The 14,500-nt window shown below is 42.9% G+C and carries 10 protein-coding genes; 3 read left to right on the plus strand and 7 right to left on the minus strand.

All coding sequences use genetic code 11. The annotated features are described in order from the left end of the window. Positions 1-290: 290 nt before the first annotated feature. Entirely contained in the window at positions 291-2,360 is a 2,070-nt protein-coding gene (locus L990_RS19290) for a prolyl oligopeptidase family serine peptidase (RefSeq protein WP_052180963.1), read from the minus strand. A gap of 20 nt (positions 2,361-2,380) precedes the next feature. After that, on the minus strand, positions 2,381-3,913 hold the full coding sequence (locus L990_RS11990; protein ID WP_047449529.1) for a serine hydrolase: 1,533 nt from the start codon (positions 3,911-3,913) through the stop codon (positions 2,381-2,383). 335 nt (positions 3,914-4,248) lie between these two features. On the opposite strand from L990_RS11990, the gene fldA reads away from it, so the two are divergent. Next, entirely contained in the window at positions 4,249-4,758 is a 510-nt protein-coding gene (gene fldA / locus L990_RS12000) for a flavodoxin FldA (protein ID WP_047449537.1), read from the plus strand. Between the two features lie 142 nt (positions 4,759-4,900). Here fldA and L990_RS12005 read toward each other — a convergent pair whose 3' ends face one another. The 4 genes from L990_RS12005 to L990_RS12020 all read right to left on the minus strand — a co-directional run bounded on the left by L990_RS12005 (position 4,901) and on the right by L990_RS12020 (position 10,113). Further along, positions 4,901-5,266, minus strand: coding sequence for a hypothetical protein (locus L990_RS12005; protein WP_047449540.1), 366 nt, complete (start codon positions 5,264-5,266; stop codon positions 4,901-4,903). Positions 5,267-5,684: 418 nt separating this feature from the next. After that, complete coding sequence (locus tag L990_RS12010) at positions 5,685-6,554, minus strand: metalloprotease family protein (protein ID WP_047449543.1); 870 nt, start codon at positions 6,552-6,554, stop codon at positions 5,685-5,687. Positions 6,555-6,635: 81 nt separating this feature from the next. Beyond that, the gene (locus L990_RS12015; protein WP_081981698.1) at positions 6,636-8,390 is read right to left on the minus strand and encodes a DEAD/DEAH box helicase; all 1,755 of its coding nucleotides are present in this window, start codon (positions 8,388-8,390) and stop codon (positions 6,636-6,638) included. Between the two features lie 133 nt (positions 8,391-8,523). Continuing rightward, positions 8,524-10,113, minus strand: a complete 1,590-nt coding sequence (locus tag L990_RS12020) for a S41 family peptidase (RefSeq protein ID WP_052180964.1) — start codon at positions 10,111-10,113, stop codon at positions 8,524-8,526. Between the two features lie 512 nt (positions 10,114-10,625). Here L990_RS12020 and L990_RS12025 point away from each other — a divergent pair. Together L990_RS12025 and lysA are read left to right on the plus strand one after the other, a co-directional pair. Next, positions 10,626-11,942: an aspartate kinase gene (locus tag L990_RS12025; protein WP_047449546.1), complete on the plus strand. Its 1,317-nt coding sequence runs from the start codon at positions 10,626-10,628 to the stop codon at positions 11,940-11,942. After that, positions 11,942-13,138, plus strand: a complete 1,197-nt coding sequence (gene lysA / locus L990_RS12030) for a diaminopimelate decarboxylase (protein WP_052180965.1) — start codon at positions 11,942-11,944, stop codon at positions 13,136-13,138. Before L990_RS12025 ends, lysA begins: the two co-directional genes overlap by 1 nt. A 62-nt stretch (positions 13,139-13,200) precedes the next feature. Here lysA and L990_RS12035 read toward each other — a convergent pair whose 3' ends face one another. After that, entirely contained in the window at positions 13,201-14,493 is a 1,293-nt protein-coding gene (locus L990_RS12035; RefSeq protein ID WP_081981699.1) for a SpoIID/LytB domain-containing protein, read from the minus strand. Between the last annotated feature and the right edge of the window lie 7 nt (positions 14,494-14,500).

Genomic DNA, 14,500 nt, shown 5'->3' on the forward strand with positions numbered 1-14,500 from the left:
TCAGCTCAGTTTTGTCTTAACTCGATGTAGATTTGCTAAAATTGGAATGGTTACGTCTTAACTCAGCGTAGTTTTGTCAAAACCAGCACAATTTTGTCAAGTTTTATGTTGTTTTTGCGATCATTCGTTCGCTTCTCGGAATCCTACGCAATTTTACTCAATGAACTATTCCTATCGAGGAGCTTGTTTCCTCCTTTTTAGGTAAAGCAAAAAGGCAGACCGTCATCCTGTTGGAGGAAGGCGGCCTGCCTAACAAAAATAGAAGTAAGCGACCAATATAGCGAGTAAGGCTACATTTCTAGTTGATTCATGATAAACTCAAAGATAAAGGTCCAGTTGTCTATTGCTTGCTCGGTACTCTGTCCCGATCCATGTCCGCTGTTAAAGTCCATATGCAGTATGATGGGGCTAGCCTGTCCAGGATTATTCTGAAGGGCTGCTACAAATTTTTTCGCATTCATTGGGTCTACGCGCGTGTCGTTGGCACCAGCGGTTACAAGCATGGTGGGGACGTTAACGCCTAGTCGGACGTTGTGATAGGGCGAGTAGCGTAGCAACCAACGGAACTCTTCTTCCTGTTCCGAAGATCCGTATTCTGGAATCCAGTAGCGAGCTATTAGGAATTTATGATAGCGTAGCATATCCAGTAGAGGAACCTCGCAGACAATTGCCTTGTATAGATCCGGTCTTTGCACGGCAATGGCACCCATTAGCAGGCCTCCATTGCTGCCCCCTATGGCAACTACTCGTTTGGGGTTGGTGTATTTTTCTTTGATGAGCCATTCGGTGCAGCAGTTAAAGTCGTCAAAGCAATTCTGCTTTTTGGCAAGCATCCCGTCTCTGTGCCACGATTCTCCATACTCGTTTCCTCCTCGTATGCCAGCTTCTACGACAATGCCACCTCTGTTTAGGAATGAGGCGTAAAATCCGTAGTAATGAGGCTCTATGCCCGAATTAAAACCTCCGTAGGCCGTAATCAGCACCGGGTTGTTGCCATCTAGCTTAATGTCTTTCCGGTGGATGATAAATGCAGGAACACGTGTGCTGTCTTTCGATTTGTAAAATTTGATTTCGCCAACGATATTGTTCATGTCAATAGGTAGCTGACGCTGAAAGTAAAGCCGCCATTTAAAGTCTTTGGGCGATGCTACAAAGGTTTTTGAGGTAGAGGTAAAAGTGTTGAGGCTAACGTAAAGCGAATCTTCCTCGCGGTCGTAGCTTATACCACCGACATTACCTAACTCGGGAAGTGTAAGCTGCTTGATCTTTTTACCATTAAGATCGTAAAGAGTAAGGCGGCTTTGTATATCCTTCTTATCCTGTATGATAATCCCATTTTTGGTTACCACATAACCTTGCATTACGGTGGAGCCTTCGGGTATGAGCGTTTTCCACTTTGCGTACTCCGCGCTTGCCTTATCGGCTACCATCAGCTTAAAGTTTGGAGCTTTATCGTTGGTAAAGATGTAGAACTTATTACCAATGGCTTCGGGGTAGGCATTATACTTTTTGCTTTGGTAAAGCAGCTTTCCGTCATCAAAGGTTCCCGTTTTTCGCATGTATAGGCTGTTGGAGTAGAAGTCGCTTTCTCCATAAAAAGTCACGTCGCTATAGCGATTGTCGTAAATGTAGTAGCTATTTTGTGCGTCGCTGGTGGTGCCAATTTGTTTAGCCTTTTCTATGGGATCGCCAATTTTTATGTAGTATGTTTTCAACGGGAGCTGCTTATCTACGTCCTCCTTGCTACGGGTGGTAACATAGGCATGCTGCTGATCTTTTGTCCATTGAAAATCGTTCATGTTTTGCAGAGGGGCATGCAATATCTTCCCCGTGCGGGTATCCACAAAGTAGATGGTGTTGATTTCGGCACCGCTCTTCTGTACGCTTATTGCGACTTGTTCTCCGTCGTAGGTATAGCTTATGCCTGTAGTTGAGGTGTTTCCAGTGCTGTCTATCGATACTGGATCCCATATCAAAATACGCTTCCCGTTAATCATGGTGTATAGCTTATACTGCTTATCGCCCTTCTTTTTTACGGTTTGAAATACCCTTTTCCCTTCGCGGTTTAGCGGTCCTTCATAGTCCATGCCTATGTAGTTGGCAATCTCGTTACGTAATCCCTGAAATGTTTTCTGGGTTGACTTTAGATAGTTCACGCCGTAGTCGTGCTGAGCTTTGGTCCATTCAATCACCTTCTGGTCGTCCTTATTTTCGAGCCAGCGGTAGTAATCGGTGAGTATCACGCCGTGCAGCGTGTCTGCTACAGGTATTTTGGGTGTGGTAGGAGGGGTAAACTTGACCTGAGCGTTAGCCAAAAGGCAAATGCCGGCTAGCGAGAGGGTTGTTAGAAATCTTTTCATTGTTAATGTATTAGATGGTTTCAATTTTTTCTGAACTCGTAAGGTGTTGATTCCACAAAGTCGTTTACGCGGAGTGTTAGCCCTTCAACTTTTCCTTTAGAAACTGTAAATGGCATTTCAACGATTCCCAATGTGGGATTGCTATAGGTGCATAAAAAACGGTTATTGTCCAGATAGGTTAGTTTGGCCACCAAGTTGGGATGATGAGAGAAGGTTATAAGAAGTGTCTCTTTTTCAATAGTTGTAAAGATATCGCCGTACACCTCATTGCTGTATTTTCCCGTAAAACTGTTTAGGGGAAGCGCAGGTTTAGCACCCTGCTTAGCCCTATTTTGTAGAGAGTCTATGCTTGCTTCTGCAATTTTTTTATTTTCAGTGAATGTTTCTAAGGAGATGTCGCTGTAGCCTTTGTATGGTAGTCCCATAAACGCATCTCTAATCTCATTGGCTAGGTCTTGATAAAAGGTATTTTGATCGTTGTTGGTTAAAACTACAATTCCTAGCTTCTCCTCTGGCATAAACATTAGCGACGATAGGAATCCGTCTACTCCGCCTGTATGCGAGTAAACCATCTTCTCTTTATAGTCGTTAATAAGCAGGCCTAAGCCGTAAAGGTAAAAGTGGGTTGTTTTTTTATTTCTTGGGTCTACGGCGACTATTGAGTACGGCTTACGTATGGCCTGTAGCGCTTTAGCGGGAATTACCCGTGTACCATCTATTTCGCCGTTGTTGAGTTGTGCTGTAAGCCAGCGGGTCATGTCTTTTGAACTCGATACGATGCTTCCTGCAGGGGCAAGATTATCGAGATTGGCAAAGGGAAGCTCCAGCAGCTCTTGGTTAATGACGCTATAAGGTATTGCTACGTTGCTCATCTTTTTTACCTCATATGACAGAATGGTAGTGCGGTTCATCTGGAGTGGAGCGATTATGCTATCTCTGATCACCTCTTCCCACTGCCTTTGGGTAATGCGAGGAATGAGTTCTCCTGCCGTAAGAAAAGCAGCGTTGCAGTAACCCCACTGAGTTCTGAAATGGTGGGGAGCCTGTATAAGTGCCATCTTTTGGATTACTTCTGCTCTCGTTAAATTTGATCCCCAGTAGGTAAAATCTCCCTGAAATGTTTCAAACCCTAATCGGTGCGATAGCAGATCACAAACCATAATGTCGTTGCTTGCCAGAGAGTCTCGAAGCCTAAACTCGGGCATCCACTTTTTAACTTTATCGGAGAGGTTCATTTTTCCAGATTCCTGTAGCATGGCAAGGGCTGTCGCCGTAAACGCTTTGGTATTGGATCCAATCATAAATAGCGTATTTTCATCAACAGGTTGCCCGTTTTTAATGCTGGTAACTCCATAGCCTTTGGCGAGAACGACCTTGCCATCTTTAACAATGGCAACTGATAGTCCGGGAATTTTCCAGTTAGCCATTCCTCGCTCTATGTAGCGGTTTAGGCTGTCCGATATAAAGGTTGGTAACTTAACATCCTGTGCTTTGCCTTGGTAAATAAACCCTGAAAAGATTAGTAGGGTTCCTAGTAGGCGTAATTTTTTCATAGTATAGTTTTAGGTTTTCGGTTAGTTGTCAAAGTCTTTTCTATTTATTCGGTCGAGTTGTTGAGCGTATGTTTATCTAAAGATTTTACTAGAAGTTGCCACTAAAGTAGCTATTAAAGGAATTTGTTGTTCGCTTATTTAATGATCGTGTATTTTTTTATCGAATTAAAGACGCAGGTTTTTCTAAAATGTTTCGATGGCTTGTTTGATGCTCGTTCCCTTGTACTAATGACTTGGCTACTTATAAATACCAACAAATGGGGATTTACAGCTGTTTTGCTTATCCGTTATTTTGCATTGTTCCTAAAAGTTGGATTAAATAGACATGAATTTATATGAAAAAGGTTGCTATTATTTACGGTTCGTCAACAGGAGTGACAGCCGATATTGCTGATAGAATAAGAGGGGAGATGTATGAGGCAGCTCCAACAGTGATAGATGTTGCTAACGTTGGTTCGTCTGCCGTCTTTGAAGAGTATGACGTGCTAATTCTTGGTACATCTACGTGGGGGAGTGGCGATTTACAGGACGATTGGCAGAATAAAATATCGTTACTAAGTAATGCTAATCTTTCAGGTAAAACGGTAGCCTTTTTCGGTATTGGCGATTCATCAACTTTCTCTGAGACCTTTGTTGCTGGCATGGGTACGCTTTATGATACGGTAAAGGGTAAAGGGGTGGTGCTTGTAGGTAGTGTTGCCACGGCAGGTTACAGTTACGATAATTCATTAGCAGAGGTTGCAGGAGAGTTAGTTGGTGTTGCAATTGACGAGGCGAATGAACCCGATCAGACCGAAACGCGCATTAAATCTTGGATTTCCTCGTATAAAAACAGGATTGCTTAATTTTTTAGGGTTTACAGCATTTTGCCAAATGCGGAACAGTCGTAGAAAAAACGAGGGCTTGCAGTTATGCACGCCCTCGCTTGTTTATGTAATTTTGGCGATTTAATTATTGTAAGTAGTTGGTATATCGTGGTGATTTTTGCTAGTTGTTTCGGGCTTTACTGCGGTATAACGTCTTCTCTGATTTCACTAAGTTTGGGAACTCTTTGTAATCGTTGATTGTAAATATCCTTACAACTTCACCTTTACAGTTGTATAGAGTTGGGGCGTTAATACAGTTGCAAAGAGGATCTGCAATGTAGGTAAAAAAAACAGTGGTGTTGTTATAGACACCTTGTATCAGTAAAGTCTCGCAGCCGGCATTCGATATACTTTCTTTTAAATTTTTCAACCAAACCACATCCTCTATTGGATTGGCGGCATTGCAAGCATCGTTAGGGTCGACTTGTTCACTGTCACAGCTAATTAAAAAAAGTGCTGCAACAAAAATAAATGCTAACTTTTTCATTTTCTTTGGTTTTAATTAATCTAGTTTTAGATGAATAGTATTTAGCAAAAATAATGCCAAATACAGTTAAATTAATTATTTATTTACGAGTGTTTCTTTGATACTGTACAAAAGGTGATTAAGGTATAATTTATTTATTTATAGTTTTTTAGCCTAAAGATATATCGCAGAAATTTCTATTGGCAATAGATTGGTTTCTGTAAAAAGGTTGCTTATAGTTGGGTTTAAATTACTGAATTTACGCAAACCTTGCTAGAGGGGAGTCTATATATTCGGAAAGCCTCTTGTTGTGTTGACTTTATAAAACTTACTTGTCAGTTTTTTTATCAATGTAGATGCAATTTGGAGACTGTTTAAAATGTAGAGATAAAATTACATTGATGCTTTAGTGAATTCATTAAATTATTTAAGCAGTTGGTCAACGTTTTACTGCAGATATAATCCCTTTAAATAGTAAGGCAATAGCTAGGTTAATAAGCGACATAATGGTAGAGAAGGAGAGCAAAAAGATGGTTGCCGCTCCAAATTTTAACGACCATAGCGATATTCTGTCGGATATGGTAATGGTAAAGGCATTTTTGTAGAAGGCTGCTATAAGTGCCGAAAGGGAATTTCCAAAAAGAAGTATTGCAAGAATTGCGATTGCGCCGTATGCTGCGAGCTTAATATCTGGCATACTTAGCATCATGTGCGACGAGATGCTCATGGCAATATATATAAATGCCCAAAAGTATAATGAAGAAAGGTTGTTTTTGGTAATAAGGCTTTTAAGCATTATTACAACACCGTCTGCAATCGAAGTTAAAGCCGTTTTAGGACCATAAGATACCTCTATAGCCCAGCTGCCAACGAAGTCGAAAAACTGTTTTGTAAGCGAAGTTTTGTTGGGTAGAATGAAGTAGGCTAATGCAACGAGGATGATGGAGCCAACTAAAATCGGGCCAACCCCGATAAAATAGTTTCCAACTCTCTGGTAAATACTTTTTTTGTCGTAGGTGTGCGAAACATAGCCAAGAACACCAGCTTTGGAGTCGGGCTTAAAGAAACGAACTTCTTTGACCTTATGCATGAATAGGATGCAGAAAATCCAGTGCCCAAATTCGTGAACGGGCGTTCCAATCCATCCTGTAATGTAAATATCAACAACTGATTTAGACGATGAGGCGTATAGCTTACGCGAGGTACGTGCCAAGAAGTATAGGATCACCCCAAAGAGGGCCATAACACCAACAAGCCAGCAAAATTGCGAGAGGGTGCTAATTATGATTGTCTTTACAGTCTCCATCATGTTGTTTCTACGGATAAAACTACTAAAAAAATAGAGGGCAGCCTAAGGGTGCCCTCTAAAATATGTGATAAAAAGATATTTCTATCTGCTACGGCGTGGACGATCTCTATCACGATCGCGATCTCTGCGAGGTCTGTCTCCAAATCCACCACGATCACCACGGTCGCTGCTGCGACGTTCACCTCTAGGGGCACGGTCACGATCGCGTCCGCCGCCTCTGTAGTCACCACGTCCACCGCGATCACCGCGTCCGCCACCTCTAGAATCGCCAGCAATTTCGGCAAGTGGACGACCACCACCTCGGCGCATGGCATTAAGAATTTCAAGGGTGTGCTCTGCTTCCTTAAACGGAATGGTAACAAACGAAAAGGCATCCATAACCTTAACGTCGTCAATCATAGAGTCTGGGATGTTTGCTTTATCTTTAAGTAGCTCTACAATTTTCTTCGAGTTGTAGCCGTCGAGCTTGCCAAGTGCGATAAATAGGCGTGCTTTTCCCTTCGTATCAACCGAAACGGTACGTATTTCAGAGTAGCTATTTTCGTCTAATTCATCTTTGAATGCAAGCTTAAGAAGGGCTGCAAGAGCAATGTCTGGACCATTTTGCGCAATGATGTCTTCCGCCATGCCCAAGTACTCCATGTAGGTTTCGTTTTCAACGATTTCCTCTAGTGAAGTTTTGATTCTTGTTTTTTTGATGTTGATAACATCGTTGGCAGTTGGAAGAATTTCCTTACGAATCTTCATGTTAACGTTACGTTGCATTGCCACAAACTGGCGATACTCCGATGGCGTAATGAAGGTGATTGCAGTACCTTGCTTTCCAGCACGACCTGTACGACCAATACGGTGTACATACGATTCTGGATCTTGTGGTAATGAATAGTTGATAACGTGTGTCAGATCGTTGATGTCGATACCACGAGCGGCCACATCTGTTGCTACAAGCACGTTAATGTGCCTATTACGGAACTTACGAAGCACCTTTTCGCGCAAAGCTTGTGATATATCTCCGTGTAGTCCATCTGAGTCATATCCACGTTCGATGAGCTTGGAGGTAATTTCGTCAACTTGATTTTTGGTACGGCAGAACACCAAACCATAAAAATCAGGCTCTACGTCAATAATGCGGGTAAGCGCATCAAAACGATCAGAGTCGCGTAGTTCAAAATAGATTTGATCGGTAAGATCGGCTGTAATTTGCTTCGACTCCACCTTAAGAAGCTCGGGCTCCTTCATGTATCGATTAGCAAGCTTGGCAATGCGAGATGGCATTGTTGCCGAGAAGAGTAGCATACGGCGTTCTTCTGGGGCATGCTGTAGGATTTCTTCGATATCGTCAACGAAACCCATGTTTAGCATTTCGTCCGCCTCGTCCAAGATTACGTACTGTAAGTCATCTAAAACTAGGCTACCGCGTCCAAGGTGGTCTAGCACTCTACCAGGAGTACCAACAACAACTTCAACGCCCTTTTTTAGCCTACGAAGCTGTTCGCTAATTGATTGTCCTCCGTAAATGGAAATGATAAAAAGCTTCTTGTCGCCTTTAAAAGAAGCCATTTCCTCCGTAACCTGAATCGCTAATTCGCGTGTAGGAACCAAAACTAACGCTTGAACGCCCCTTCCTGGTTGTACTCTCTCTAGGATAGGTAATCCAAACGCTGCGGTTTTCCCAGTTCCTGTCTGCGCCTGTCCGATGACATCGCGATCGCCATTAAGTAATGCAGGGATTGCCAGTGCTTGGATTGGTGTTGGGGTTTCAAAACCCTTTTCATCAAGAGCTTTAAGGGTGCTCTCCGAGAGCCCTAAAACTCTGAAATCATCCAATTTGTCCATTTAATGATATTTGTCTTATGGGGCAAATACAGTATTGCCCAACGAACTGCAAAGATATCGATAATAAACGACATCTTTGCAGCTGTTGGGCAAGTCGAACTCGTTATGTTCTTAATTTACCTTAACATCAGGGCTAAATTCCAAACTTTGGCCAGTTCGCTAATGCATCCAACGCCTGTTTTAGGGTTTCGTCAGAGCTGTTGATTACCTGAAAGTACTGGGTTGTATCCCATAACTTTTGGGCAATTAGCCCTTTTATTACGGCGTTAATCTCCGTTGCGGATTTATTGTATTCAGTGTCGTTGGGTTCTACTCCCATTTTTTTGCCATACTGAACGAACTCATTTTTAATGTCTTCTACGCTGAAGTTTTTATTGTAAGCCTCGAAGTTCGGAAATTTTGTTTGCAACTTTTTGCGATTCTGATCAACATACGATACCACGAATTGCTGGAAAACACCTTTGCGCGATAGGTTTCCGTAGTACTTGGTGTACCAGGTGGTATCCATAGGGACGAAGATATCAGGCATAATACCGCCTCCTCCGTAAACTATACGCTTCTTCATTAGGGTGTTGTATTTTAGCGAGTCCGCAAAGTGAATGCTATCCTTGCTGGTTAGCTCACCTTTTTTTTCTCGAGTGTATAGGTCCATGTAGTACCCTTCTGCGTCTCCATTCTTAAAGGGGCGTTGAATAACGCGTCCGGTAGGCGTATGGTAGCGGGCAACGGTTAGGCGTACCATCGATCCGTCAGGTAGCATTTGCTGATTTTGTACGAGTCCCTTGCCAAAGGTTCTGCGGCCAATAATCAGACCTCGATCCCAGTCTTGAATGGCTCCAGCTACAATCTCAGAGGCCGATGCTGAGCCTTCGTCAACTAAGACTACGAGCTTTCCTTTTTGGAAAATACCGTCGTTAGTTGCGGTGAAGTCGCGGCGTGGCTGACTGTTCCCCTCCGTAAATACAATTTTTTTGCCAGCATCAAGAAACTGATCAGAGAGGGCAATGGCTGTTCCTAGATATCCTCCAGAGTTGCCTCTCAGATCTAGTACTAGCGACTCTGTTGTAGGTGCCATTTTCATGTAGGCTTTTACAAATTCTTCGAAAGTGTTTTGAGCAAACCTCGAAATCTTAATGTAGCCAACTTTAGGGGTGATATTATAGGCCGCGTCAACGCTGTAAATAGGAATTTTATCTCTTATTATAACGAAATCTAGCGGATCTGTAGCCCCTCTGCGCTTGATTTGGAGCTCAACTTTAGTTCCCTTGGCTCCTCGTAGGTAGGTGAAAACATCCGAGTTTTTCATCCCGATATTGGTGACGTTTTTGCCATCAATTTTCAGAATTCTATCGCCAGCAATTAGCCCTACTTTTTGCGATGGTCCCCCTTGTATGGGGTTGACAACAATTAACGTGTCGTCTAGTATGTTAAATTCAATTCCAATTCCTTCAAAGTTTCCCTCAAGTGGTTCGCTCATTTTTTTTACCTCTTCTTTAGAGATGTAAACAGAATGAGGATCAAGCTGTTTTAGGGTACTTACAATGGCCTTTTCTACTAGGTTGGGGGTGTTAATGGTGTCAACGTATTCCGATTTCAAAAGAAAAAGAAACTTATTGAGCTTAAAAAGCTGTTCGTTGAGCTGCTGGTCTTGTGCTTCAGAGGCGGTGGCTAGTAGAAATATGGCCGATGCCGAAAAAAATGCTTTCCTAAGAATATTTGCCATGCTGATAATTTTTCTATATAAACAACCCAAGAGGTCGTTAGCTTGCAAATATAGATAAATAGCTATACCATCATTCAATAATAATACCGAAAGAATCAAGAAACGGGATTTTGTTCTACTTCCTTTTTAATCAGCCGTTAGGACAAGCGGGGGGCTGGGTTAGAGAAACTTCTTGTCCTTTACAATAGTGGAGTTATAATTATTTAACTAAAATGGGTTTGTAGAGGCGTATGCTCGACGGGAAAAAGCAATAGATTTGCGAATCTTCACAATTGAAATGATCGACTATCATAACATAGAAATAAAACGGAACATGCTTGCAGCTGCTGCAGGTAAGTTTGTCATGTGCACTTCTATGGGGATGATAAAACGCATCGTTAAGCTCTAAGGCCATCTAAGATTTGGGCCTTTCTTAGATAGCCAATGACCATAGATTCCCTTTCGTATCTTTTATAGGCTCTTCTTGTGCATACAAGATATCTTCCATTTTCATTCTATACAACAAATCGACGATGAACGTTCAAAAGTTTGGTGGCACATCTGTTGGCACTCCGAGCAACATGCACCATGTTTCTAAAATTGTAAATGACGGTAGCCGTAAGGTGGTGGTGCTGTCGGCTATGTCGGGGACAACCAATGCTCTGGTTGAAATTAGCGATAGGCTTAAATCTAGCAACTTAGAAATGGCAGCAGAAATGGGAATAATGCTGCATAAAAAGTATACGCAGGTTGTAGAAGAGCTTTTGACGAGCAAAGAGTATAAGGAAAAAGCAAACAAGTATATAGCAAAAGAGTTTGAAGAGATTACAAATCTGATAGATAAAGGGTATAGCTTAGAGACAGAAAATATTCTACTTTCTAAGGGTGAATTGCTGTCTACCCATCTGGTGTATTTTTACCAAAAGCAGGAAGGGTATAGCGTGGCTTTGATTCCTGCATTGGAATTTATGTGCATTAACGAGGAGGGGGAACCTCAAATTGAGCTGATCCGTGAGCGAATTAGGCCCTTTATGGATCAAACTAAGGATGTAAGCATTGTGATAACTCAAGGTTTTATCTGTCGCGATCATGAGGGGAAAGTTTCGAACTTAAAAAGAGGTGGTAGCGATTACAGCGCTTCGTTAATTGGTGCTGCTGTTGATGCTGACATGATCGAGATTTGGACTGACATAGACGGTATGCATAACAACGACCCCCGTTATGTGGAAGGTACGGCACCGATTCGTCAGCTTTCGTTCGACGAGGCTGCCGAGTTAGCTTACTTTGGCGCTAAGATTCTTCATCCGTTTTGCATTTTTCCTGCTCAAGAGTTTAATATCCCCGTTTTACTAAAGAATACCATGGAGCCTACAGCAGAGGGTACGTTTATCAGCAAAAAAATTGTTTCAAGAGGGTTTAAGGCCGTAGCGGCCAAGGATAATATTACGGCCATCAAAATAAAAAGTAGCCGTATGCTGATGGCTTATGGTTTCTTGAGAAAGGTTTTTGAAATTTTTGACCGACATAGAACGCCAATTGACATGATAACCACCTCTGAGGTGGCCGTTTCGCTAACTATCGATAATGATAGCGAGCTCGCAGCCATTGTTGCGGAGATTGAAACGTTTGCTTCGGTGGAGATTGATGCTAACCAAACCATTATTTGCATTGTTGGAAATGTAATGGCAGACGAGATGGGAATGGCAGAAGTTGTTACCAACGCGCTTAAAACCATTCCAATTCGTATGATTTCGTACGGTGGTAGCGAGCATAATATTTCGTTACTAATTAACGGAGAGTATAAGACCCAAGCGTTAAACCTGCTGCATCAGCATTTATTTAAAGCATAATGAATAAGTTTCCTCATCACGATATTATTCACTCGATTAAGGAGGTTGATACCCCCTTTTATCTTTACGATATGGACTTGCTACATACCACGCTTGTTGCGGCTAAAGCGGCTGCCGATAGACGCGGATATGTTATTCACTATGCCGTTAAGGCTAATAATAACCACCCAATCCTTGCTGCGATGCGCGATATAGGTTTTGGAACCGATTGCGTTAGCGGTAACGAGGTGGCTCGATCGTTGGAGGTTGGTTTTGATGCTAGCATGGTTGATTTTGCGGGTATCGGAAAGACTGACGAGGAAATTGAAGTAGGTCTGGATGCAGGCATCTTCAGCTTTAACGTGGAATCGTTGGAGGAGATGGAGGTGATAGATGAGCTTGCAGGGAAAAGAGGCAAAAAGGCGAACGTATCGTTACGCATCAATCCGAATATTGACGCGCATACGCACAAGAATATAACTACAGGGTTAAGCGAGAATAAGTTTGGACTAGACCTGACGTTACTTCCGAAGTTGGTTGACAATATTCGCAAGTTTCAGCATGTGAGTATAAAGGGGTTGCATTTTCACATAGGGTCGCAGATTACCGATCTGGAGGTGTTTAAGCAGTTGGCTGTAAAAGCATCGCAGCTTAACGACTATTTTTTGAATCAGGGGTTTCAATTTGAGCATATCAATCTTGGTGGTGGTTTGGGTGTTTCGTACCACCATCCAACACAAAAAAGAATGGTTGATTTTGAGTCTTTTTTCAAAATTTTCGAAGAAAATTTAACGCTTCCTGTAGGAACAAAAGTTCACTTTGAGTTAGGACGTTCGCTAGTTGCGCAGTGCGGTATTCTCATCTCAAAAGTGGTGTATGTAAAAGCAGGGTTATCTAAGCGTTTTCTTATTCTTGATGGAGGAATGACAGACCTGATTCGACCTGCTCTTTACCAGGCCTTTCATCTTACCGAAAACATATGCCGCGATGAAGAGGCAGAAAAGTATGATGTGGTAGGCCCTATCTGTGAATCGACCGACATTTTTGGGGAAGATGTGCTGCTCTCTAAGAGCTATCGAGGGGATCTTATCGCGATTTACACTACAGGAGCCTATGGGCAGGTGATGAGTTCGAAGTATAACATGCGAGATAGAGCTAAGGCTTACTATGTAAGTCAAGGTAAGTTGTATAGCGAAGAAAGTTACCTTGGGGAATAGAAAATATTAAAGGTCATTCATGCATTTGCCGAATGGCCTTTTTTTAATAATACGAGGGCTTGCTACAGCCTTTTGGGATAAAGCCGTTTTTGGTGTAGGGTAGAGTCCTCCTTTTTGTATACGGTTTGGGTGGCTATGCTGTCGATGATTTGGTTGGGGACGCCATCGAAGGTAGGGCTGTTGGTGCTATCGGTTTCAGGAGTTGCCTGCTGGCGATTAACTATTTTACATCCTTTATAGTAGAAGGCAATTATCTGGTTGCAGGACATATTCATGCGGGCCATGGCCGATGCTCCGTCTTGGCAAACTCCTACACCGTGTCCGTAGCCTTTCCCTGTAAAAATGATGCTATCGCCGACCTGCTTGTAGCTGAAATAGGTTGAACGAAGAGCTAAGTCTTTGCGGATGGTGTGTAGAGGGATGGCAACCTTCCCAACTTCGAGGTAGGCTTTGCGGGACTTCTGCTGGTAGAATTTTGGAAGTGCCTCACTGGAACTGACGCCTTTTTCGGAAGTGTAGCTAATCCATTTTTCGACAGGTACGCTGAGCCTCCACGCGTAACTTTTGGATGACGAGCAGTAGGGGCATCGGGTGGAGCGGAGGTAACTTTTGAATTTTGGCCAGACATCCTCGGAGTTTACGGTTTGCCCGCCGCAGTTGGCGTGAAAGGCCGCGGTAATCATTGCATTATCCCTGTTTACAACGACCATATCGTGGGTTTGCTCGCAGGCTTCCAGAATATTTTTGACGGAGGGTAAGCCTTTAAAAGCCTGACAGTGTACCCCGTCGCAGAGCTGGTAGCCATCGGCTTCGTGTTTCTTTAGGTTGGAGAGGGCGTAGGTTCTAGCAATAATTGCTTGAACTTTGTACATCTCCTGAACTTGCTTGCCGCCAATTTCCGACTCTACAACGCCTGATATGTAGCGTTCAAAGTCAATATCAAGAATGGATAGAATACTGTTATCTTTAGCCGTGAAGGAGATGTTGCCCGAATAGCATCGTGGAACAAGTGGCGTGTCTATCGCTTTGAGGCTAAATGTAGCGGTATCGCAAATGTTTTTCACCAGCACCTTTGGGAAGGTTCCTAACGCTTTTGCGATGGTTCTTATACGAACTTTCCCTTTTGCTGTTGTTACAAAAAGTAGCTCGTTGGGGTTGAGTTCGACGAGTAGCCGTCCACCTCCAAAGACGCGAAAGCGTCCTGTTTGGGGCTTAAGGATAAGGCTGCTGGGCTTTTGCTGCTCGTACACGCATACGGAGATGCTGGTTGCTGCAAATGGTTGAGCATTTACGTTTAGCAAACTAAGCACAAGATGCGCGCAAATAATAAGAGTGGCTTTAAGTCCAGACTTCACGTGTGGG

Source organism: Alistipes sp. ZOR0009 (assembly GCF_000798815.1).
Taxonomy (GTDB): Bacteria; Bacteroidota; Bacteroidia; order Bacteroidales; family ZOR0009; genus Acetobacteroides.

What these genes read in the sequence shown, in the direction of transcription:
- L990_RS19290 (WP_052180963.1), bottom strand. Translation starts at nt 2,360, where the DNA reads ATGAAAAGATTTCTAACAACCCTCTCGCTAGCCGGCATTTGCCTTTTG.
- L990_RS11990 (WP_047449529.1), bottom strand. Translation starts at nt 3,913, where the DNA reads ATGAAAAAATTACGCCTACTAGGAACCCTACTAATCTTTTCAGGGTTT.
- fldA (WP_047449537.1), top strand. Translation starts at nt 4,249, where the DNA reads ATGAAAAAGGTTGCTATTATTTACGGTTCGTCAACAGGAGTGACAGCC.
- L990_RS12005 (WP_047449540.1), bottom strand. Translation starts at nt 5,266, where the DNA reads ATGAAAAAGTTAGCATTTATTTTTGTTGCAGCACTTTTTTTAATTAGC.
- L990_RS12010 (WP_047449543.1), bottom strand. Translation starts at nt 6,554, where the DNA reads ATGATGGAGACTGTAAAGACAATCATAATTAGCACCCTCTCGCAATTT.
- L990_RS12015 (WP_081981698.1), bottom strand. Translation starts at nt 8,390, where the DNA reads ATGGACAAATTGGATGATTTCAGAGTTTTAGGGCTCTCGGAGAGCACC.
- L990_RS12020 (WP_052180964.1), bottom strand. Translation starts at nt 10,113, where the DNA reads ATGGCAAATATTCTTAGGAAAGCATTTTTTTCGGCATCGGCCATATTT.
- L990_RS12025 (WP_047449546.1), top strand. Translation starts at nt 10,626, where the DNA reads ATGAACGTTCAAAAGTTTGGTGGCACATCTGTTGGCACTCCGAGCAAC.
- lysA (WP_052180965.1), top strand. Translation starts at nt 11,942, where the DNA reads ATGAATAAGTTTCCTCATCACGATATTATTCACTCGATTAAGGAGGTT.